At 71.8% G+C, this 21,005-nt stretch carries 18 protein-coding genes; 7 read left to right on the top strand and 11 right to left on the bottom strand.

The features are described from left to right. The first annotated feature begins 63 nt into the window (after positions 1 to 63). The 3 genes from ACTOWY_RS31010 to ACTOWY_RS31000 are packed head-to-tail and all read left to right on the top strand — an operon-like array spanning position 64 to position 2,979. Positions 64 to 1,005: a helix-turn-helix domain-containing protein gene (locus ACTOWY_RS31010; protein WP_441313151.1), complete on the top strand. Its 942-nt coding sequence runs from the start codon at positions 64 to 66 to the stop codon at positions 1,003 to 1,005. A 35-nt stretch (positions 1,006 to 1,040) separates the two neighbouring features. Next, entirely contained in the window at positions 1,041 to 2,009 is a 969-nt protein-coding gene (locus ACTOWY_RS31005; RefSeq protein WP_441313150.1) for a helix-turn-helix domain-containing protein, read from the top strand. 16 nt (positions 2,010 to 2,025) lie between these two features. After that, positions 2,026 to 2,979: a helix-turn-helix domain-containing protein gene (locus tag ACTOWY_RS31000; protein WP_441313149.1), complete on the top strand. Its 954-nt coding sequence runs from the start codon at positions 2,026 to 2,028 to the stop codon at positions 2,977 to 2,979. 287 nt (positions 2,980 to 3,266) lie between these two features. Here the strand turns inward: ACTOWY_RS31000 and ACTOWY_RS30995 are convergent, their stop codons facing one another. From ACTOWY_RS30995 to ACTOWY_RS30970, 6 genes are all read right to left on the bottom strand, one after another. Further along, on the bottom strand, positions 3,267 to 4,019 hold the full coding sequence (locus tag ACTOWY_RS30995; protein ID WP_441313148.1) for a DUF4333 domain-containing protein: 753 nt from the start codon (positions 4,017 to 4,019) through the stop codon (positions 3,267 to 3,269). Positions 4,020 to 4,155: 136 nt separating this feature from the next. Next, positions 4,156 to 6,942, bottom strand: a complete 2,787-nt coding sequence (locus tag ACTOWY_RS30990) for a DEAD/DEAH box helicase (protein WP_441313147.1) — start codon at positions 6,940 to 6,942, stop codon at positions 4,156 to 4,158. Between the two features lie 271 nt (positions 6,943 to 7,213). Continuing rightward, positions 7,214 to 8,098, bottom strand: coding sequence for a diacylglycerol kinase family protein (locus tag ACTOWY_RS30985; protein WP_441313146.1), 885 nt, complete (start codon positions 8,096 to 8,098; stop codon positions 7,214 to 7,216). Next, positions 8,095 to 9,072 carry a twin-arginine translocase subunit TatC gene (gene tatC / locus ACTOWY_RS30980; protein ID WP_441313145.1) on the bottom strand — a complete coding sequence of 326 codons (978 nt, stop codon included), beginning with the start codon at positions 9,070 to 9,072 and terminating at the stop codon, positions 8,095 to 8,097. The genes ACTOWY_RS30985 and tatC overlap by 4 nt, the downstream gene beginning before the upstream one ends. 26 nt (positions 9,073 to 9,098) lie before the next feature. Beyond that, the gene (tatA, locus tag ACTOWY_RS30975; RefSeq protein ID WP_441313144.1) at positions 9,099 to 9,437 is read right to left on the bottom strand and encodes a Sec-independent protein translocase subunit TatA; all 339 of its coding nucleotides are present in this window, start codon (positions 9,435 to 9,437) and stop codon (positions 9,099 to 9,101) included. Positions 9,438 to 9,459: 22 nt separating this feature from the next. Continuing rightward, on the bottom strand, positions 9,460 to 9,696 hold the full coding sequence (locus ACTOWY_RS30970) for a bacteriophage holin (protein ID WP_441313143.1): 237 nt from the start codon (positions 9,694 to 9,696) through the stop codon (positions 9,460 to 9,462). A 135-nt stretch (positions 9,697 to 9,831) separates the two neighbouring features. Between ACTOWY_RS30970 and ACTOWY_RS30965 the strand changes: the two genes are divergently transcribed. Continuing rightward, positions 9,832 to 12,528: an ATP-binding protein gene (locus tag ACTOWY_RS30965; protein WP_441313142.1), complete on the top strand. Its 2,697-nt coding sequence runs from the start codon at positions 9,832 to 9,834 to the stop codon at positions 12,526 to 12,528. 1 nt (position 12,529) lies between these two features. Here the strand turns inward: ACTOWY_RS30965 and ACTOWY_RS30960 are convergent, their stop codons facing one another. The 4 genes from ACTOWY_RS30960 to ACTOWY_RS30945 all read right to left on the bottom strand — a co-directional run bounded on the left by ACTOWY_RS30960 (position 12,530) and on the right by ACTOWY_RS30945 (position 16,636). Then, positions 12,530 to 13,432: an alpha/beta fold hydrolase gene (locus ACTOWY_RS30960; RefSeq protein ID WP_441313141.1), complete on the bottom strand. Its 903-nt coding sequence runs from the start codon at positions 13,430 to 13,432 to the stop codon at positions 12,530 to 12,532. A 352-nt stretch (positions 13,433 to 13,784) separates the two neighbouring features. Continuing rightward, positions 13,785 to 14,762, bottom strand: a complete 978-nt coding sequence (locus ACTOWY_RS30955) for a helix-turn-helix transcriptional regulator (RefSeq protein ID WP_441313140.1) — start codon at positions 14,760 to 14,762, stop codon at positions 13,785 to 13,787. After that, complete coding sequence (locus tag ACTOWY_RS30950) at positions 14,759 to 15,730, bottom strand: helix-turn-helix transcriptional regulator (protein WP_185006557.1); 972 nt, start codon at positions 15,728 to 15,730, stop codon at positions 14,759 to 14,761. The genes ACTOWY_RS30955 and ACTOWY_RS30950 overlap by 4 nt, the downstream gene beginning before the upstream one ends. 102 nt (positions 15,731 to 15,832) lie before the next feature. Further along, positions 15,833 to 16,636, bottom strand: coding sequence for a class I SAM-dependent methyltransferase (locus tag ACTOWY_RS30945; RefSeq protein ID WP_441313139.1), 804 nt, complete (start codon positions 16,634 to 16,636; stop codon positions 15,833 to 15,835). A 115-nt stretch (positions 16,637 to 16,751) separates the two neighbouring features. On the opposite strand from ACTOWY_RS30945, the gene ACTOWY_RS30940 reads away from it, so the two are divergent. Genes ACTOWY_RS30940 through ACTOWY_RS30930 form a run of 3 tightly spaced genes read left to right on the top strand, consistent with a single transcriptional unit; the run spans position 16,752 to position 19,478 of the window. Continuing rightward, the gene (locus ACTOWY_RS30940; RefSeq protein WP_441313138.1) at positions 16,752 to 17,174 is read left to right on the top strand and encodes a YciI family protein; all 423 of its coding nucleotides are present in this window, start codon (positions 16,752 to 16,754) and stop codon (positions 17,172 to 17,174) included. A gap of 51 nt (positions 17,175 to 17,225) precedes the next feature. Next, on the top strand, positions 17,226 to 18,482 hold the full coding sequence (locus ACTOWY_RS30935) for an RNA polymerase sigma factor (RefSeq protein WP_441313137.1): 1,257 nt from the start codon (positions 17,226 to 17,228) through the stop codon (positions 18,480 to 18,482). Positions 18,483 to 18,515: 33 nt separating this feature from the next. Then, positions 18,516 to 19,478 (top strand): SRPBCC family protein, encoded by a 963-nt coding sequence (locus tag ACTOWY_RS30930; RefSeq protein WP_441313136.1) that lies wholly within the window; start codon positions 18,516 to 18,518, stop codon positions 19,476 to 19,478. A 170-nt stretch (positions 19,479 to 19,648) separates the two neighbouring features. On the opposite strand, the gene ACTOWY_RS30925 is transcribed toward ACTOWY_RS30930, so the two are convergent. After that, positions 19,649 to 20,932, bottom strand: a complete 1,284-nt coding sequence (locus ACTOWY_RS30925; protein ID WP_441313135.1) for a hypothetical protein — start codon at positions 20,930 to 20,932, stop codon at positions 19,649 to 19,651. Positions 20,933 to 21,005: the final 73 nt, after the last annotated feature.

Below are 21,005 nucleotides of genomic sequence, written 5' to 3'. Positions count from 1 at the left end.
CCCGGTGCGGCCCCGGCATGATTACCTCGGGGATCCAGTCGAACAAGCTTGGGTGGGGAAAGCATGATCGAATACTGGTTCCGTTCCTCGGACGTGGACGACGCGGACCAGTCCGACTACTGGCATGAGGCGGCCGCCGGACTCTGGGGTGCGGCGGACCTCGACACCTCGACCGCTGGGGACATCCACGCGGTCTCGCGCACCCTGGAACTCGGCGGTATGTCGGTGAGCGCGAACGATCTGCCCGGCTTCTCGATGCGGCGTACCAGCACCCATGTCCGCCGCCACGATCCCGAGGTCGCGGTGCTGACCCTGCTCGAACGCGGCGATTTCGACTTCGCCCAAGGCGAGCGACAGACCAGCTTCATCCCGGGTGACCTGTTCTTCTATCACACCTCAGCGCCGCTGGCCGGCGCCTCGAATCCGGCGGCCAGTCTCGGTTTCTGGTTCCCCCGCGCCCTGCTGCCCACCAGCGCTGAGGCGTTGGTGATGACCGCGCTGTCCGGCCGCGACGGTCTGGGCGCGCTGGTCGCGGGCAGCCTGCGCGAGCTGGCCTGGCTGGACTCCGACCGCGACGAGGAGGCGGCCCTGCTGGCCCCGATCACCCTGGACCTGCTCGCCGCGCTCTGCCACCGGGAACTGGGCACGCTGCGCCCGGCCAACACCACCCCGGCGGTGCTGCTGGGCCAGGTGCGTGCCTTCATCCGGCAGCACCTGGCCGATCCGGCGCTGGACCGGGCGATGATCGCCGCCGCGCACCACATCTCCGTGCGCTACCTGCAGCGGTTGTTCCAGCAGGAGGGCCAGACCGTGGCAGGCTGGATCCGGGACCAGCGGCTGGAGCAGTGCCGCCGCGACCTGGCCAATCCGGCGCTGCGCGAACGGCCGGCGCACGCGGTGGCCCGGCGCTGGGGCTTCACCGACAGCGCGCACTTCAACCGCGTCTTCCGCACCGCCTTCGGCCTGCCGCCAGGTGAGTACCGGAAGCTGGCCCGGCTGCCGTAGCGGATCCTGACCTGACCACCACCGGGGGTGTAACGATGATCGAGACCTGGTACCGGACCGCCGACCTGCCCGCGGCGGACCGCTTCGACTACTGGCACGCGCTGGCCACCGGGCTGTGCGGCCCGGTGACCATCAGCAATCTCAGCACTGGCCCGTTCCACGCCGAGGGCCGGGCCCTGGACCTGGGCGCGACGGGCATCCTGACCGACGCCAAGTCGGGCTTCTCCCTGGTCTGCACCGAGGCCCAGGCACGCCGCCAGGGCCAGGAGCGCTGCTACCTGACCCTGGTCGAGGACGGTCTGGTCAGCTGCGACCAGGACGGCAGGCAGAGCACGCTGACCGCGGGCGAGATGATCATCCACCACAGCATGTCGGCCTCGGCCACCTCGGCGGTGACCAGCGGACGCTCCCGCATGCTGCACTTCCCGCGTTCGCTGCTGCCTCCGGTGGCGCACGGCCTGCTGGCCACCAAGCTGTCCGGCCGCGAGGGCCTGGGCGCGCTGGTCGCGGGCGGGCTGCGCGAGCTGGCCGCGCTGGATGTCGACCGCGATGAGGAGGCGGTCCGGCTGACCGGGATCACCCTGGACCTGCTCGCCGCGCTCTGCCACCGGGAACTGGGCACCGAACGCCCGGCCGGCACCACCCCGGCGGCGTTGCTCGGCCAGGTGCGGGCGTTCATCCGGCAGCACCTCGGCGATCCGGACCTGGGCCCGGCCACCGTGGCCGCGGCGCACCACATCTCCGTGCGCTACCTGCACCGGCTCTTCCAGCAGGAGGGCCAGACCGTGGCGGGCTGGATCCGGGACCGCAGGCTGGAGAACTGCCGCCGCGACCTCGGCGATCCGGCCCTGCGCGAACGGCCGGTGCACGCGGTGGCCCGGCGCTGGGGCTTCACCGACAGCGCGCACTTCAACCGCGTCTTCCGCACCGCCTTCGGCCTGCCGCCGGGCGAGTACCGCAAACTCGCCCACGTGCCGGCCCAGGTCCGGCGGGCGCTGAACTGACAGGGGGTGCGTCACGATGACCGAGACCTGGGTTCGCACCATGGACCTGCCTGCCAAGGACCGGTTCGACTACTGGTACCACCTGGCCACCCTGGGCTGGGGGGAGATCACCGTCGAGGTGCCGGACACCACCGACTTCCGTAGTGTGGGCAGGCTGGTCGACCTCGGCGGCATGCTGATGACCACCGAGGAGCTGCAGCCGGTGCACGTGGATCGCAGCGCCGCCCAGGTCCGCCGCTCGGACCCGGAACGCTGGCACCTGACGCTGCTCACCGAGGGCAACTCCCGGTTCGAGCAGGACGGCCGCCAGGCCGAGCTGAGCGCGGGCGACCTGCTGATCTACCACAGCTCCGCCCCCTTTCGCTGCACCGTGACCTCCTCGAAAACGGAGTTCCTGCAGTTCCCGCGCGAGCTGAACCCCACCGGGCTGGAGTCGCTGGTGTCGATGCCGTTCTCCGGCCATGCGGGCATCGGCGCGCTGGTCGCGGGCTGTCTGCGGGAGCTGGCCGCGCTGCCGGGCGAGCGGCAGGAGGAGGCGAGCAGGCTCACCGCGGTCACCCTGGACCTGCTCGGCGTGCTCAGCGCGCGGGTGCGCGGCGCCCGCACCGCACCGGAGGCCACTCCGTCGGCGCTGATCACCGCGGTGCGCGCGTTCATCCGCGCGAACCTGGCCGATCCGGCGCTGGACCCGGCCGCGATCGCCGCCGCGCACCACATCTCCGTGCGCTACCTGCACCGGCTTTTCCAGCAGGAGGGCCAGACCGTGGCAGGCTGGATCCGGGACCGGCGACTGGAGCACTGCCGCCGGGACCTGGCCAACCCGGCACTGCGCGACCGGCCGGTGCACGCGGTGGCCCGGCACTGGGGCTTCGCCGACAGCGCGCACTTCAGCCGCACGTTCCGGTCGGCGTTCGGGCTGCCGCCGGGTGAGTACCGCAAGCTCGTCCAGTCCGGCGCCCAGTCGCCCTAGATCTTGTGCCCGCACCGTCAATGGCGGTGCGTCCGGAGTCAACGACTCCCCGGCCCGGTTCGGCCAAGATTCTTTCCAGGCGGTCACCGGGTTCCCGGGGAGGATGGACCCGGACCGCTCGGCCAGCACTGGCGGCGTTCCTGGGGGCCGCCGCCAGTCTGGTCCCTCCTACTCGCCGGTGCGCACTCCCAGTCTTCGCGCGCCGGTGGGGCCGGGTCAGGGCTGCCACCTGGCCCGCGCCGACCCCGCACGCCGGGCGGGCTCGGGGTCGGCGCACCGGTCCATCGCTACTTCGGCAGGCTGACCTCGTAGACGGCGTTGCTGTTCTTGACGGTGACGGTGACCGTCTTGTCCTTACCGTCGATCTTGACCTTGCAGTCGAAGGTCGAGCCCTGGGTCACGGCCTGGCCGGACGGGCAGGTGGCGTTCTCCACCTTCTGCACGTTGTACTTCTCGACCAGGATCTTCTTCACGCCCTCCTGCACGGCGTTCTCGTCGAAGACCTTCTTCAGGAACCAGCCTGGCCAGACGAAGCCGAGCACGGCGACCGCGGCCACCAGCAGCACCGCGAGCCCGCCGAGGATCAGCGGCAGCGCGGACTTCTTCTTCGGGCCACTCGGCGGCTGGCCGTAGCCGGGCTGCTCACCGAAGCCGGGCTGGGGCTGGCCGTAGGGGCCGGGCTGGCCGGGGAAACCCTGCGTCGGCTGGCCGTAGGGGCCGGTCGGCTGCTGTCCGGGCTGGGGCTGACCGGGCTGCGGCTGGCCGTACTGACCGGGCTGCGGCTGGCCTGGCTGCTGGCCGTAACCCGGCTGCGGCTGGCCGAACTGCCCCGGCTGCGGCTGGGGCTGGCCGTACTGGCCAGGCTGGCCGGGCTGCTGCTGCCCGTAGCCGGGCTGGCCGGGCTGGGGCTGCTGGCCGGGAGGCTGGCCCGCGGCCGGGAAACCACCGGAGGGCGTGCCCTGGCCATAACCCGAGCCGTACGGCTGCTGGCCCCATTGCTGCGGGTTGTTCTCCCCGGGCGGGCCATACGGGCTGGTCATCCTGCGCCTCCGAGTTCGTGGGTGTCGTGCCTGGTCACGCACACGCTGCGAGCGATCAAACCACAGCGCGGCCCGCCGTACCCGGCCGAGGGGCCAAGTTGCGGCAAGAGGTGGCTACCCGCGGTCCGGACGCGGCTCACGTGACCATCGCGACCACGCCGCGGCGCAGCGAGGCGGCCGCCTTGATCGCGGTCGCGCCGACCGGATCCTGCCCGCCGAGCACGTCCCTGAGCTGCTCCAACAGGTCGACGACCTGGCGGCACCAGCGCACGAAGTCTCCGGCGGACAGCTCCTGCCCGTTGGCCTCGGCCGCGCTGAGCACCTTCTCCAGGGATTCCCCTCGGGACCACCGGTAGACCGGCCAGGCGAATCCGGCGTCGGGTTCCCTGGTGCGGTCCAGGCGGTGCTTGCCCTCGTCGTCCTCCAGTTCGGCCCAGACGCGCATGGTGTTGTCCAGCGCCTCGGCCACCCCGCCGCCGGGCAGCCGGGGCTGGGTGGGGGCGTCCCTGCGGGACTCGAAGACCAGCGCGGAGACCACCGCGGCCAGTTCGGCCGGGTCCAGATCCTGCCAGGCGTCGGTGCGCAGGCATTCCGCGGCCAGCAGGTCGGATTCGCCGTAGAGCCGGGCCAGTCTCCGCCCGTGCTCGGTGACGATCTCGCCGACCTCGTCCTCGGTTTCCGGTCCGCGCAGGTAACCGCGGTCGCGCAGCAAAGCGCGGATCCGGTCGAAGGCACGGGCCAGGGAGTGCGTGGTGGCCGCGACCTGGCGTTCCAGCTTCTCGGTCTCGGCGAGCAGCCGGTGGTAGCGCTCGCCCCAGCGGGCGTGCTGTTCCCGGTCCTCGCAGGCGTGGCAGGGATGCGCGCGCAGTGCCCGGCGCAGCGAGGCGAGTTCGGCGTCCTCGACCGCGCCGCCGGAGGAGCGGCGCCGGTTGCGGCCGGGTGGCTGGATGCCGGTGTTGCGCAGGGTGGCGGCCAGGTCCCGGCGGCTGCGCGGGGAGCGGACGTCGACCTGTTTGGGCAGCCGGACCCAGCCCAGCGGCACCACCTCGGACGGGAAGTCGTGCACGGACAGGCGCCCGGCCCACCGGTCCTCGGTGACCACCAGCGGGCGCGGGTCGTCGTTGGGGTCCAGGCCGGGGTCGATGACCAGGGCGAGTCCGCTGCGCCGCCCGGAGGGCACCGCGATGACATCGCCCTTGCGCAGTTTCTCCAGCGAGGCCGCGGCTTCCGAGCGCCGCACCGTGCTGCTCTGCCTGGCTAGGGTCTTCTCCCGTTCGGAGATGCGTTTGCGCAGGTTGGCGTAGTCGCTGAAGTCGCCGAGGTGGCAGGTCATGGACTGCTCGTATCCGGAAAGCCCTTCCTTGTTGCGCTCGATCCGCCGGGACAGCCCGACCACCGAGCGGTCGGCCTGGAACTGGGCGAAGGACTGTTCGAGCAGTTCGCGGGCTGCCGCGGCGCCGACCCGGTGCACCAGGTTGACGGCCATGTTGTAGCCGGGCTTGAAGGAGGAGCGCAGCGGATAGGTGCGGGTGGAGGCCAGGCCGCCGACCGCCCTCGGGTCCATGCCGGGCTGCCACACCACCACGGCGTGGCCCTCGATGTCGATGCCGCGCCGCCCGGCCCGCCCGGTGAGCTGGGTGTATTCGCCGGGGGTGAGGTCGACGTGCGCCTCACCGTTGTACTTGACCAGTTTCTCCAGCACCACGGTGCGCGCGGGCATGTTGATGCCCAGCGCGAGGGTCTCGGTGGCGAAGACGACCCGGACCAGGCCGCGGACGAAGAGTTCCTCCACGGTCTCCTTGAACGCGGGCAGCAGTCCGGCGTGGTGGCTGGCGATGCCGCGTTCCAGTGCCTCCCGCCATTCCCAGTAGCCGAGCACGGCCAGGTCGGGTTCGGGCAGGCCGCCGGTCTTGGCCGCGATGATGGCGCGGATCTCGGCCACCTCGGCCTCGGTGGTCAGCCGCAGCCCTGACCGCACGCACTGGTTCATCGCCGCGTCACAGCCGTTGCGGCTGAAGATGAACACGATCGCGGGCAGCAGGCTCTGCGCGTCGAGCTGACGCACCACGTCGTTGCGCGAGGGCGGCCGGAAGGTGCCTGCCCGCGGTCCACTGCCGCCGCGCCGGTCCGGCCGGGCCCGGCCCCAGGGCAGGTGCCTGCGTTCCATTTCCTGGGTGGCCCGGCTCAGCTCCGGGTTGATCCGGATGTGGCCTTCCCTGGAGTCCTCGGCGAAGAGGTCCATGACCCGGCTGCCGACCTGCATGTGCTGCCACAGCGGCACCGGCCGGTGCTCGTCGACGACCACGGTGGTGTCCCCGCGCACCTCGACCAGCCATTCGCCGAACTCCTCGGCGTTGCTGACCGTGGCCGACAGTCCGGCCACCCGCACGTGTTCGGGCAGGTGCAGGATCACTTCCTCCCACACCGCGCCGCGGAAGCGGTCGGCGAGGTAGTGCACCTCGTCCATGACCACGTAGCCGAGGTTGTCCAGCGCCCGCGACCCGGCGTAGATCATGTTGCGCAGCACCTCGGTGGTCATGATCACCACCGGCGCGTCCCCGTTGATCGAGGTGTCCCCGGTGAGCAGCCCGACCTGTTTCGGCCCGTACCGGGCGGCGAGGTCGGCGTGCTTCTGGTTGGACAGCGCCTTGATCGGGGTGGTGTAGAAGCACTTCTTGCCCTCGGCGAGGGCCAGGTGCACGGCGAACTCGCCGACGATGGTCTTGCCAGCGCCGGTGGGCGCGCACACGAGCACGCCGTGCCCGTCTTCCAGTGCCTCACAGGAGCGGCGCTGGAAGGGGTCCAGTTCGAAGGACAGTCCCGCGATGAAGTCGGTCAACTTGGGATAGGTCGACCGGGTACGGGCTGCGGCGAAGGCCTCCGCTGGAGACCTGCCTGAGTCGGAGGAAGGGCTAGGTGCCACCAGCCAAGGCTGTCACACGTCCCTGAAGGTGTTGAATTGGCGCGCTCCGCGCGCTGGATTTTTCGCCTCTAAGTCGCCTCGTCGTGGCCTCGCCGCACGCGAAGCAAGCTTCGGATGCGTCGAGACCACGACAAGGCAACGCGAAAAATCGGTACCCCGCCGCAGGTGAAAGGCTCGCCGTGTCGCTGCGCGCCACGCCTTTTCGCAACAGGTGACCGCCTGTCGAACTGCTCGCGACGCCTCATCGCGCCGACGGCGGTGGCCACTGGTCCTAGGCCACCACGGTCAGTGCTCCAGGCACCGCGCGTACCGTCACCGGCAGCCTGGCCTGGCGTTCCCCGTCGGCGTAGGCCACCCAGCCGTTGTCCCCGCCCAGCTGCACCTTGCGTGCCCGGAAGGTGCTGACCACCGGGTGGTCCACGTGCCCGCCGGTGCGCAGCGTGGGCAGGATGCGCAGCAGCAGGCGTCGGCTGGCCGCGCCGACCACGGTCACGTCCAGTTCGCCGTCGGTGGGATCGGCCGCCGGGCAGATCGGGATGCCGCCGCCGTAGCTGGTGGTGTTGCCGACCGCGACCAGCGTCGCCTCCACCTCGACCCGCCCGGATACCGTCTCCAGCAGCAGTTGCCGCGGTCGCAGGCCGGCCAGTTCGGCCAGGATGGCCAGGTCGTAGCGGCGGGGGCCTGCCGGCCAGCGCATCCGGTTGGTGCGCTCGTTGACCGCGGAGTCGAATCCGGCGCACAGCACGGTGGCGAAGTAGCCGCCGCCGGCGATCCGCCCCAGGTCCAGACGTCGCCGGGCCCCGGCGCGCAACGCGCTGACCACTGCCGCGGCCGCCTCTCTTGACCCGCCGGGCAGGCCGAGCGCGCTGGCCAGGTCGTTGCCGGTGCCCGCCGGGATGACCGCGAGCGCGGTGGCACTGCCCGCGCAGGCCTGCACCGCGGCGTGCGCGGCCCCGTCCCCGCCCAGCACGGCGAGCACGTCCGCGCCGTCGGCGACGGCGGCCTTGGCCAGCTGGGCCAGGTGCTCGCCGCTACCGGCGGTCAGCGCCCGCAGTTCGGTGACCGCTGGCCGGAGGGCGGCGGCGACGGATCCGGCGACCCGCGCCGCCGACCAGGCCCCGGAGGCCGGGCTGACCAGCAGCGCGAGCCGGGTCACGTGGCGTCGTCGTCGTAACGGACCCTGGGCTTGTCCACTACCGGCGCCGGGCTGGCCCGCACCGGTTCGATCTCCTCCGCCTGGGTGTCGGGCGCGATCGGCGAGGCGTCGTCGTCCTTCCAGGAGTCCCAGCCCTCGGCGACCCGCTTGCGCGCGGCCCGCTTGTCCCGGATCCGGGCGATCTGGATGGACAACTCGTGCAGCAGGGTCAGCGCGAGCGCCAGGGCGAGCATGGAGAACGGGTCGGTGCCGGGGGTGGCGATCGCGGCGAAGACGAACAGCCCGAAGATCGCGCCCCGGCGGCTGCGCCGGAGCTTGTCGTAGCTCAGCACGCCGGCGAAGTTGAGCATGACGACCAGCAGCGGCAGCTCGAAACTGACCCCGAAGATGATCAACAGGGCGAGCACGAAGTTGATGTAGTTGCTACCGGCCAGCGCGGTGGCGAACTCCTCGCCACCGAAGCCGACCAGCGCGATCAACGCCTTGGGGATGATGAAGAAGGCCAGCACCGCGCCGAGCATGAACAGCGCCGAGGCGCAGCTCACGAAGGTGCCCGCGTACTTCTTCTCCTTCTGGTACAGCCCCGGCGTGATGAACGACCACAGCTGGAAGAGCCAGACCGGGGCGGCCAGCACCGCGCCGACGGCCAGCGAGACCTTGAGGCGGACCATGAACGCCTCGAACGGCTGGGTCTGCAGCAGCTGGCACTTGCCGGCGTTGAGCGAGACCCGGTCCGGGATGGCGCAGTAGGGATCCAGCACGATCGAACCCAGGGTCGGGATCGGGCCGACCGTGTAGACCCACCACAGGAAGGCGATCACGGCGCCGGCCACCAGGGCCAGCAACGAGACGGCCAATCGATGCCGCAGCTCGTAAAGGTGCTCGATGAGCGTCATCGTGCCGTCGGGGTTCTTCTCCCGACGGCCGAACAACTTGCCGAGCCCTTTACGGCGGCGGAGCTCTCCGCTCCCCACCGCGTCAGTCTCCTCCAGTCCGCGCGTCAGCGGTTGTCAGCGCGGCCCTGGGTCTGCTCCAGCGGCGGCGCCACCTGCGGCGCGGGCGGCTGGACGACCGGCTGGGCCGGCGGCAGCGGCTGCGGTGCGGCGTAAGGCTGCTGGGGCGCGGCGTAGGGCTGCTGCGCGGCGGGCTGCTGGACCGGGACCTGCGGCGCGGCGGCAGGCTGCTCGGCCTCGTCCTCCTGGCGCATGGTCTTGGTCTCGGCCTTGAAGATGCGCATCGACCGGCCCACCGCGCGGGCCATGTCAGGCATCTTCTTCGCGCCGAACAGCAGCACGACCACCACAGCGATGATCAGCAGCTCTGGTACTCCGATAGGCACGGCGGTCCTCCTGTCTCCCCCGCTACCCGATGGTACGCGGGGCAGGCATGTCGTCCTTGGTCGAAGCGCGCCGTTCCATGATCGCCACACGCAGCGCGGCGGAACGGGCACGCAGCAGTCCGGTGCGGTCCCTGACCGTGCCCTGGAACCTGGCCTGGGCCGCCCCGGCGCGTCTGACCGCGCGGAGGACCTTGACCAAGACGATCACCAGGACGACCAGTCCGGCGAGGACTGGCAACACGAGGGACAGGTACTGCACCAGCACACCGTAGCTGGCTGCACCGACCGTGACGAGACCCGCCCAGCGGAACCGATCACCTGTTTCCCGAGGGATGAACGGTTCAGAACGATCGTCTTACTCATCCTTGAACACCAGCGGCAATAGCCACGGAAGGTGGCGAAACGTACCCTCTGCGTCACGATGAGCCACAACGAGATGTCCGGCGCGGTGCTCGGTTCCCTGATCCAGGCCAGGGACGTCACGGTGCGGATCCCGCCGCCCGCGCCGCGCGCGCTGGACGGTCTGCCCGCCCGGATCGGCACCTTCACCGGCCGCGCCGGGGACCTGGCCGCGCTGAGCCGGATCCTGGAACCGGGCGAGGGGCCGCGGGCCTGCGTGATCACCGGCCTGCCGGGCGTTGGCAAGACCGAGCTGGCGCTGCAGGCCGCCGAGCACGCCCACCGGCGGGGCTGGTGTTCCGGCGGCGTGCTGTTCCTCGACCTGCACGGCTACCACGACCGCGCGCTGACCGCCGCCGACGCCCTGGACAGCCTGCTGCGCGCGCTGGGCGTGCCCGCCGACCAGATCCCGCCCGAACCCGCGGACCGCACCCGCCTGTACGCCACCCTGCTGGCCACCCAGGCCCGTGCCGGCCACCCGGTGCTGGTGGTGCTGGACAACGCGGGCAGCGCCGAGCAGGTCCGCCCGCTGCTGCCGGCCGACGGCCACACCCCGGTCCTGCTCACCTCCCGGCATCGCCTGAGCGACCTGGACGCCCGCCTGCACGAACTGGACGTGCTGCCCGCCCCGGCAGGCGCGGACCTGCTCGACCGCATCCTGCGCACCCGCCACCAGCCCGACGACCGCGCCCAGGCCGACCCCGCCGCCGCCACCCGCATCGCCACCCTGTGCGGCGGCCTGCCCCTGGCCATCCAGATCGCCGGCGCCCTGCTGGCCGACAACCGCGCCCGCCCGGCCCGCACCCTGGCCGGGGACCTGGCCGAGGGCCCGATCGAGGAGCTGACCCGCGAGAGCCAGGGCGTCCGCCGCGCCTTCGACCTGTCCTACCGCCACCTCGCCGCCGACCAGCAACGCGTCTTCCGCCTGCTGACCGCCCACCCCGGCCCCGACCTCAGCACCGACCTCGCCCAACCCCTGCTGGCCACCGACTCACGCCACACCCGCCGCTGTCTGGAGTCCCTGGCCCGCGCCCACCTCCTGGAGCCCGGCAGCGCCTACGGCCGCTGGCGCATGCACGACCTCATCCGCGACTACGCCACCGAACACGGCCAGGCCAACGCCGGCTCCGACCACCGCGAAGCAGCCATCGACCGGCTCCTGGAACACCTGCACACCAAGGTCGCCGCCGCCTCCGGTCTGCTGTCCCCCGCAGGCGCGGACCAGCCCGTGTTCACCAGCCGGGCCGAAGCCGCGGACTGGGTAGCAGCCGAACGGGACAACCTGGTGGCGTGCACCGAACTCGCGGCGGAGTCCGGCCGCCACCCCAGGGCGATGTTCCTCTCCGCCGACGTGTCCTTCTGCCTGCTCAAGAGCAGCTACCCGTGGGCCTGCTACCGCGCGACCCAGGCCGGCCTGATCTCCGCGCGGGAGATCGGCGACCTGGAGATCCAGGGCGGACTGCATTCCTACGCCGGTGACGCGCTCCGCCGTACCGGCGAGGTCGCCGCGGCCGCTGTCGCCCAAATCTGTAGTTTCAGCGCCTACAGCGAGCTGGGCCTGCGCGGCGGACAGGCACATGCGCTGGACGAACTCGGCGTGTTGTCAGCGCTCAACCGCCAGTTCGGCCAGGCGATCCACCTGCACACCTCCGCGATCAAGCTGCTCCAGGAACTGGGCGACACTACGCACGAAGCGCTGGCCTGGTGCCACCTCGGAACCGTCCGGCACCAGCAGCGCCAGTGCGACCAGGCGATCGCCACCTACGAACACGCGCTGGAACTCAGCCGGGCCGCGGGCAACCGCCAGGTCGAGGACCAGGTGTCCACGGCCATCGGCGAGTGCCTGCTCATGAGTGGCCAGCACGCCAGAGCACTCGAGATCTACCAGCGGTCAGCCGGGCAACTGGCGGATCAGCAGACCCGGGACGAGCACTTCCTGAGTCAGGGAAACCTGGCCCACGCCCTCGCCGCCGCTGGCAGGCCCAAGGAGGCCATCGCCATCCACGAACAGTGCGTCGCGCACTGGACGAACTCCGGTGACCGCGAACGAGAACGCATCGCCCGCTTCGCCCACGGCGTCGCGCTCCATCAGGACGGCCGCTGGGAGGAGGCGGTCACGGCGCTGCGCGAGTTGGCTGAACAGGCACAATTCGCCGGCGATCGCCTGCGTCAGGCTGGAGCCTGGCACGCCATCGGCGACTCGCTGGCCGCACTGGACCGCCATGACGACGCCCTGGCCGCGTACGCCACCTCCGCCAACATCAACCAGTCCCGCGGCGACCAGTACTTCGAGGCCGTCCTGCTGACAAAACAAGCCTGCGAACTGGGCCATCTCGCCCGGCACGAGGAAAGCCGCGCCGCCGCCAGCACCGCCCTGGACCTGTTCCGGGATCACGGCGCACCCCGCGACCAGCGGATCGCACTCCGGCTGGCCGGTGTCGCTCTCCAGCGACTGACCAGGTTCGCCGAGGCCCGCGCGCACTTCGAGCAGGAGATCGCGTTGTGCCGCAACGACAACGACCGCTTCGCCGAGGCATGGGCGCTGGGCAGGCTGGCCTTCTCCCTGTACTCACTCGACCTCCCCGAAGAAGCCGAACAAGCCCGCGACACCGCCGCGGCCCTGTTCGACGAACTCGGCCACCCAGACCACGCCCGGCTCACCATCGACCGGCCCGGGGCCCCGGATGCCTGACTCAGCCGATCCGCAGCGCCCAGTCCCGCGCCGCCTCGTACCACTGGAAGGCGGTCCGGTGCAGGTTGAGCGAATGCCCCGTCTCCGGCACCGCGAACGCCGTCAGATCCACCCCGTCCCCGTAGAAAACCCGTTCCGCGGCAAGCAAACTCGCTGAACTGGAGCAGTCGGTGGCCCCTTCCCCGGTGAACAACACATCCCGGTCCCCCAGCACCACCAGCACCGGAACCCGGAGATTCGGATACTCCTCGGTCCCGGGAAAGACCTCGTAATCCGGAATCACGTCCGGTTCGGTCAGCTCCTCGTCCAACTCCACCAGGCGATCGTCCACCGTCCCCGGATACAGGAACATCCCGGCCCTGGTCCCCACGATGCTGGTCAGGTACCCCGGATCAAGCCCTCGATCCGCGAACCGCGAATCCCGCGCCGCCGGATGGAAATGCGCCGCAATCCCGCTGTAGGCCTTCTGATTGGGCTGACTGCTGCCCCCGGTGAGAATGACCCCGTCAAGGTCCCCGGGAAACCGCAACGCGAGCGCCAGCGCCAGCGCGATGCTGAACGAATGCGCCACGAAGATCACCCGCCGGTACGGCACCCCATCCACCTCACCGGCCCGCAACGCCTGCACGAGGTGATGCATCGAGTCGATGTGCGCACTGCCCCGCAACTCCGCGCTGGGCGGCCTGCTGCTGTCCCCGGCGCCCAGCCGATCCACGGTGAGCACGGCGTGCCCCGCACCGACCATGGTGTCGGCGTAGGAGGGCCCATCGGCTCGCACCAGCCAGTAGCCGCGCCCGTAGTAGCCGCCGGGCACCGCGAGGTGGATGGTGTCGGTCGCCCCGACCGGCGTCCGCAGCTCCCCTGCGACGTGCAGGTCAAGCCCCACCGGAATCCTGACATCCATGCCGCCCCCAAGATTGCTCAAACTTGAGTACCGGAGCGGGAGTATGCCGGACTCCGGTTGCCAGGAGCAAGCGCGGCCGCCAACGGACCCCACGCCGCGCAGCCAGCCCAGGCACGGCGGTGGAAGTACCCGCCGAACCGCCCACCTCAGCGGAACCAGGCCCACCCAGCGATCCACGCGCCCACCGATCGGTCCGCCAAACCAAGCCCGGCCGACGGTCCCGCGAACCAGCCCGCCGATCCGCCAAACCAAACCCGCCCGGAGGTCGCTCGCACCGGCCCGGCGAACCCGCGCGCCCAGCCAGCCAGCCCGGCACGTCAAGTCCGCCCGGCGGTCGCGCGCACCGGCCCGGTCAGTCCGCCGGGGCCAGGCTCGCCCGGCGCAGTGCCGCCGCCGCCCGGTCCCGGATCTGCCCGGCCAGCCGCTCCGGCCGCTCCACGTGCACATCCCGCCCCAGCCCCAGCATCAGCCGGACCATCCAGGACTCGTCGGTGTAGCGCATCAGCACCCTGGCCCGCCCGTCGCCCAGCTCGGTGACCTCGTCCACCGGGTAGTACTCGGCCACCCACCGCGCGTCCGTCTCCAGCACCAGCATCGCCACGTGGTGCTCCGGCTCCGGCCGGTACAGCCCCTCGGAGACGTCGGTGGGTTCGGCGTGCGGCGGCGGGGTGGCGGGCTCGTCCAGCAACGTCACCTCGTCGACGCGGTCCAGCCGGAACAGCCGGACCCCCTCGGCGCGGCGGCACCACGCCTCCAGGTAGCTGCGGCCGTCGACCAGCAGCAGGCGCATCGGGTCGACCACCCGGTCGCTGATCTCGTCACGGGAGATCGTGTAGTAGCGCAGCCGCACCGCCCGCCGCTCCTGCAACGCCTGCTGCAGCGGCTCGCGCACCTCGGCGGTGGCCCGGCTCTCCCGGCCGGCCAGGCCGACCACCACACCCGCGGGCTGGGCCTGGCCCACCGCGGACTCGATCTTGGCCAGGGTCCGGCGCACCGCGTCCGTGTCGGCCACACCCGGGGTGTCGGCCAGCGCGCGCAGCGCCACCAGCAGGGCGGTGGCCTCCTCGGCGGTCAGCCGCAGCGGCCGGTTCATGCCCGCGTCGTAGGTGACGGTGACGGTGTCCCCGTCGAAGGACAGGTCGATCAGGTCACCCGGCCCGTACCCGGGCAGCCCGCACATCCACAGCAGTTCCAGGTCCTTGCGCAGCTGCTGGGCGGTGACGCCGAAGTCGGCCGCCGCCTCGGAGATCAGCACGCCCGGCCGGGCCAGGAAGTAGGGCACCAGGGACAGCAGCCTGGGCAGCCGCTCGGTGGAGGAGGAGGCGGTCATCGGGCCTCCCCCGCCGCGCCGGCGAGGAGCTGATGCACGTGCGCGCGCAGTGACTCCGGTTCCAGCACCACGACATCCGGCCCGTACCCGGCGATCCAGCTCGCCGCCGAGTTCGGGTACACCAGATCGATCTCCATCACCTCGCCGGTCTCGCCATCCAGGTCCATCGTCTCCACCGCCTTGGCCCGCCGCCGCAACCCGTGCGCCCGGTCCAGCGCCACCCAGACCCGGGCAGGCGCCGACTGCGGCGCGGTGTCCTGGTCACCGGCGACGTAGTGCAACAGGTCCACGCCCTCTGGCCGGCGCACCGCACCGTCGCGGCCGGTGGCCTTGGGGATGCCGACCACCCTGGACAGCCGGAAGCACCGCGGCGCCGCCCGGTCCCGGTCCTGTCCGACCAGGTACCAGCGCCCGCGCCAGGACACCACGCCCCACGGCTCGACGGTGCGCCGTTCCGGTTCGGGCGCGCTCTGCTTGCGGTAGTCGAAGCCGACCACCCGCCCGGCGTGCACCGCGGCCAGCAGCGGCCCGAACGCGGGCTCGTTGGCCCGCACCTTGGGCTCCACGATCGAGGGCGCCGCCTGGTCCACGTCCACCCCGGCGGCCCGCAGCTTGACCAGGGCGCCGTGCGCGGCCCCGGTCAGCTCCGGCGACTCCCACAGCCGCACGGCGAGCGCCACCGCGGCGGCCTCGTCCGGCTCCAGGTCGATCTCGCCCAGCTCGTAGTCGCGTCGCGCGATCCGGTAGCCCTCCGGGTCGAAGGCCGAATGCCGCCCGGTCTCCAGCGGCACGCCCAGGTCGCGCAGTTCCGCTTTGTCCCGCTCGAACATGCGGAAGAAAGCTTCCTGGTTGGCCGCGTCGGTGTACCCGGGCACGATCGACCGGATCCGGTCGGCGGTCAGGTACTGCCGGGTCGACAGCAGGCAGAGGACCAGGTTCACCAGGCGTTCGGCGCGGGCAACGGACACCCGAAGCAGCTTACGGGTCCGCGCCAGTGCGCTGCGCCGAATGGGCTTTGTTCCTCCCTCGGGTGTGGTAGGTGCGCGCTCAAGAACCGGGTGGTGACCAGGTCAGCGGGTGCCGACACCGATCAGCGAGGCCGCGTCCAGGTGGTCGATGCCCGCCGCGGCCAGCCGGTGGGTGAAGTCCGCGCGGACCCCCTCCACCTGCCGCTGGGTCAGCCCGGCCAGCCGGGCCCGCATGCCGGTGCCGAGCACGAAGCTCCAGGCGAGCGCCGCGTCGATCGGGATGCGCAGCTCCACCCGCCGCACCTCGACCCCGGTCAGGCCCAGCCCGGCCAGCCAGCCGGTGAGCTTGTCCTCGGTGTTGATGCGCTGGGCGGCCAGGTTGACCGGTGAGTTGATCGGCAGCTCGGGCTTGTACACCCGGACCGCGTCGACCAGCTCGGAGCCGAAACCCTCGGTGGATGCGTCCGCCCAGGTGGTGATCACGACCTTGCCGCCGGGCCGGACCAGTGTGCTCAGCCGCCCGACTGCGGTGTCCATCTCGGGCAGGAAGAACACGCCGTAGGCGCATTGCAGCAGGTCGTAGGGCTCACCGTCGGGGGCTTCCCACACGGTCGCGTCGGCCTCGAAGAACTCGGCCTGGCGGAGCCCGCGCCGGGCGGCGATCTTGGTGGCGTAGCCGAGCAGTTCGGCCGACAGGTCCAGCCCATGCACCAGGCCCTGCTCGCCGACCAGTTCGGCGGCGGGCAGCGCGGAGGCGCCCGCCCCGCAGCACACGTCCAGCACCCGGTCGCCGGGTTCGAGCCCGCCCGCCTCCGCCGTCGCCGAGCCCATCGGGCCCCACAGCAGCGGCGAGAAGTCCACGAACTCCGCCCGGCCCGCGTCGAACACCGCACCCACATCGGTCATGAACCGATCTTGCCAAAAAAAGTCCGGCCATCGTGTCGAAGTCCGCCATCGCCGATCGACGCCCGGGTAGAACGAGGTCGCCACGATCTCGGCAACCACGACGAAGGAGACGGCAATGCGTTTCATGGTTCTGGTCAAGGCCAGCGAGGACACCGAGGCCGGCGTGATGCCCGCCGAGGCGGACCTGGCCGCGATGGGCCGCTACAACGAGGAACTGGTCAAGGCGGGCGTGCTGCTCGCGGGCGAGGGCCTGCACCCGAGTTCGAACGGCGTCCGGATCGCCTTCGACGGCGAGCAGCGCACCGTGATCGACGGCCCGTTCGCCGAGACCAAGGAGCTGCTCGCCGGGTTCTGGCTGCTGGAGGTCGGCTCCCGGGAAGAGATCATCGAATGGGTCAAGCGGGCCCCGATGGAGAGCGGCCAGCTGGAGATCCGCCAGGTGTTCACCGAGGAGGACTTCGGCGACGCCTTCACCCCCGAACTGCGGGAGCAGGAGGCGCGGCTGCGCGCGCAGGTGGAGCAGCAGCAGGGGAGCTGATCCCGCCGCTCTGGTTGCCTCGTCATGGCGGGCCTGCTCTGATGACCCGCCATGACGGCAACCCAGGCCCATCGGGCCGTCGAGGCGGTGTGGCGGATCGAGTCCGCGCGGGTGGTGGCCGGGCTCGCGCGGCTGGTCCGGGACGTCGGACTGGCCGAGGAACTCGCCCAGGACGCGCTGGTCGCCGCGCTGGAGCAGTGGCCGGCCGAGGGCGTGCCACGCAATCCGGGCGCCTGGCTGATGGCCGCCGGGCGCAACCGGGCGATCGACCTGATCCGCCGCAACGAGAACTACCGGCGCAAGCTCGCCGAGGTCGGCCGCGCGCTGGAGACCGGGCCGGAGCCCGACCTCGCCGCCGCGCTGGAGGAGGACATCCAGGACGACCTGCTGCGCCTGGTCTTCACCGCCTGCCACCCGGTGCTGTCCACCGAAGGCCGGGTCGCGCTGACCCTGCGCCTGCTCGGCGGGCTGAGCACCAAGGAGATCGCGCGGGCCTTCCTGGTGGCCGAGCCGACCGTGGCGCAGCGGATCTCGCGGGCGAAGAAGACCCTCACCACGGCGAAGGTGCCCTTCGAGACGCCGAGGGGCGCCGAGCGCGCGGCCCGGCTGTCCTCGGTGCTGGAGGTCATCTACCTGGTGTTCAACGAGGGCTATTCGGCGACCGCCGGCGAGGACTGGCTGCGTCCAGAGCTGTGCGCGGAGGCGCTGCGGCTGGGCCGGGTGCTGGCCGGGCTGGCGCCCGCCGAGGCCGAGGTGCACGGACTGGTGGCGCTGATGGAGATCCAGGCCTCCCGCAACCGGGCCAGGGTCGGTCCGGACGGGTCGCCGGTGCTGCTGCTGGAGCAGGACCGGGCCCGCTGGGACCGGCTGCTGATCGGGCGCGGAATGGCGGCGCTGGAACGCGCGGAACAGCTCGGCCATCCGCGCGGCCCCTACACCGTGCAGGCCGCGATCGCCGCGTGTCACGCGCGAGCGCGCACCGCCGAGGAGACCGACTGGATCCGCATCGCCGCGCAGTACCAGGCGCTGGCCCTGCTCACCCCGTCGCCGGTGGTGGAGCTGAACCGCGCGGTGGCGCTGGGCATGGCCTTCGGACCCGCCACCGGCCTGGAGCTGGTGGACCAGCTCAGCGAGGTGCCCGCACTGCGGAACTACCACCGGCTGCCGAGCGTAAAAGCCGATCTCCTGGCCAAGCTGGGCCGCCACGACGAAGCGCGGACGGAGTTCCTGCGCGCGGCGGAGCTGACGGAGAACACCAGGGAACGAACCCTGCTACTCGACCGGGCGAACGCCCTGCCCTCGATTTGACATCCTTCATGAACATCAGGCTATATTACTGCCATGGCAATTACAAGTGGCTCGTTGAATCCGAATCCGGCGCGTCCCGTCCTGCGGTTCGAGCGCCGGCTGCGGCATGCGCCGGAGAAGGTCTGGCAGTCGGTGACCGATCCGGCTCACCTGAAGCACTGGTTCCCGGTCGAGTTCCACGCGGAGCAGCGCATCGGCGCACCCATAACGTTCATCTACCCGGGCGCTGAGGCGCCGCCGGGCAGTGGCGAGATCCTGGAATTCGACCCACCCCGAGTGTTCGCCTTCACCTGGAAAGACGCAAACTCGCAGGACACGGCCGTTTTGCGGTTCGAGCTGGTGCCCACGGACGAGGGCTGCCTGCTGGTGTTCACCCATGCCCTCGGCGGTCCGGGAGACCTGCTCGCCACGGCACGCCACGCGGCGGGCTGGGACGGCCAGCTGGACGTCATGGAGGGGGTTTTAGCAGGCCACGCGGTCGAGTCCACCAGGAAGGACTGGTTCCACCGAGCCGAGCACTACGTCGAGGAGTTTGGGATCGCCACTGGCGAGTGCGCGGCAATGGCTGACGGCTTCCTGATCCGGGTCCAACGCGACCTAATTCACCCGAAAGAGAAGGTGTGGGCGCAACTAACCGAGGACGACCCAGCCGTCCTGGGCGCCGCTCCCCCGCTACGCGCCACCCACGGCTACCAGCCCGCCGGCGTGGTCACCGAGCTGGCCGCCCCGGACACCCTGGCCTACACCTGGCTGCACGAGGACGCGCCAGCGGGCGTGGTCCGCTGGCAGCTGACGCCCCAGGCCTTCGGCTCCCTGCTCACCGTCACTCAGACCATCCCGGCCGGGCTGGCCGACCTGCGCGCGGTCACCCTGGCCGCCTGGCAAACCCACCTGGAACTGTTCTTCGCCGCCCTGTTCGGCGACATCCGCTGCCCCTGGCCCACCGACCGCACCGAGGAGCTACGCCTGCGCTACGCCCAAACCCTGGAGGCCTGACTCAGCCACAGCCCCGGCCCTGACGCCACCAGCCCGCCCCAGCCGGGCGTCGCCCTGACCCACCACCCGGCGCGCAGCCACCCGGTACTCGGTACCAGTGCTCGGAAAGCCGCGCTCCGGATCGCCCGGCTGGCGGCTGGCGACTCCGCCATCCCCAACCCACCGCCGGGTCACCGCACCTCCGACTCCGGCACCACCCGTCCACCACACGCGTCCACGAACACCTGCTCCGGCCCGCCCCCGGCCGGGACCAGGCCCAGCGCCCACAGCGGCGTCCACCGCTCACCGACCCGGCGGGCCACCAGTTCGCCCCTGGCGACCTGCCGTCCGGGCCGAGCGGCGGTGGCGGCCGCTTCGGCGCGGGGCTGGTCGACCGTCACCGGGCACAGGTCCGGGGTCGGTGTCCTGGCGGTGCTGAACTGCACCAGTCCGCCGTTCCGATCAAGAAGGAGGTCTGCCCGCAGCGGCAGCAACACCCCGTCCGCGCGCTGGCGCCAGCTGGCCGAGAAGTCGCCGCCTGCGACCGGGGTGACCCGGAGTTCCGCGCCGAGGACCCACGGGAAGTAGCTCTGCGCCCGCCGGATCGCGATGTCCTTGGCCGCGGTCGCGTCCACCGGCGCGGTGGCCGGGGTCAATGGTGGGGTGAACTCGGCCGCGGTGGCCTCGCCGGAGGGCCAGTCCAGGTGCACGATGCCGCGATTGGCGGCGCCGGTGGTCAGGGCGGCGATCAGCAGGGTCTGGCCGTCGGCGCGGCGGACCTCGCGGAGCTGGTGGCCGCCGTCCGGGCCGAGGAACTTCCGCGCGGTCTCGCGCAGCAGGTCCGTCTGCTCCCGGCTGGCACTGGCCTGCTCCGGCAAAGGTTCGTCCACCGCGGGGCGCACCAGGACCGCGGCGAGGGTGGCCACCGCGACCAGTCCGGCCCCGGCCACCACCCACGGGGTCTGCCGGAACCGCACCTCGGTGCCCCGCCGGAAACCGGTGGCGACACCGCCCAAAACCGCACCGACCAGCACCCCGAGGAGGTTCGCCAGCAACAGATCCGAGTCACAGGCCCGGCCCAGCGCGGGTACCAGCGCCTGGGTCAGTCCCAGCGCGGCCACCCCGACCACACCCAGCGCCAGGGTGGCCCAGAACCGCCGGAACACCAGCACCGTGGCCAGCCCGACCGGCACGAACAACGCCAGGCCGAGCACGCCCGCGGTGGACAGCGACGCGTCCACCGACGGCACCGCGACCCGGCAGGTGCCGAAGGCGCCCGTCCCCGCCCGCACCGGCGTCAGCGTGGTCGCCACCACCAGCGCGCCCGAGACCCCGAGCAGCAACACCGCCCACCATCGCGCCCGCCCGGCCTTGCCCAGCAACCAGCCCAGCACCGCGAACACCACGGCCAGGCCGCCGAACACCGGCAGGGCATAGGGCTGAGCCCACAGGAAGGCGCCGATCACACCCGGCATCCTGACACCACTCGGCGAGCCCGTCAGCACGCCGCGCGGCGACCGGCGTCGCGCGGGGCGGCGAGGAGGCACG

Source organism: Crossiella sp. CA198 (assembly GCF_052078295.1).
Taxonomy (GTDB): Bacteria; Actinomycetota; Actinomycetes; order Mycobacteriales; family Pseudonocardiaceae; genus Crossiella.
Note: the sequence above shows the minus strand (reverse complement) of the source record. Positions and strands in the feature narration are given on the sequence as shown.

Bases quoted from the DNA above. Each gene is read 5' to 3' on its own strand.
- ACTOWY_RS30925 (WP_441313135.1), bottom strand. From the start codon at position 20,932: ATGCCGGGTGTGATCGGCGCCTTCCTGTGGGCTCAGCCCTATGCCCTG.
- ACTOWY_RS31005 (WP_441313150.1), top strand. From the start codon at position 1,041: ATGATCGAGACCTGGTACCGGACCGCCGACCTGCCCGCGGCGGACCGC.
- ACTOWY_RS30940 (WP_441313138.1), top strand. From the start codon at position 16,752: ATGCGTTTCATGGTTCTGGTCAAGGCCAGCGAGGACACCGAGGCCGGC.
- ACTOWY_RS30960 (WP_441313141.1), bottom strand. From the start codon at position 13,432: ATGGATGTCAGGATTCCGGTGGGGCTTGACCTGCACGTCGCAGGGGAG.
- ACTOWY_RS30945 (WP_441313139.1), bottom strand. From the start codon at position 16,636: ATGACCGATGTGGGTGCGGTGTTCGACGCGGGCCGGGCGGAGTTCGTG.
- ACTOWY_RS30955 (WP_441313140.1), bottom strand. From the start codon at position 14,762: ATGACCGCCTCCTCCTCCACCGAGCGGCTGCCCAGGCTGCTGTCCCTG.
- ACTOWY_RS30995 (WP_441313148.1), bottom strand. From the start codon at position 4,019: ATGACCAGCCCGTATGGCCCGCCCGGGGAGAACAACCCGCAGCAATGG.
- ACTOWY_RS30935 (WP_441313137.1), top strand. From the start codon at position 17,226: ATGACGGCAACCCAGGCCCATCGGGCCGTCGAGGCGGTGTGGCGGATC.
- ACTOWY_RS31000 (WP_441313149.1), top strand. From the start codon at position 2,026: ATGACCGAGACCTGGGTTCGCACCATGGACCTGCCTGCCAAGGACCGG.
- ACTOWY_RS31010 (WP_441313151.1), top strand. From the start codon at position 64: ATGATCGAATACTGGTTCCGTTCCTCGGACGTGGACGACGCGGACCAG.
- ACTOWY_RS30930 (WP_441313136.1), top strand. From the start codon at position 18,516: ATGGCAATTACAAGTGGCTCGTTGAATCCGAATCCGGCGCGTCCCGTC.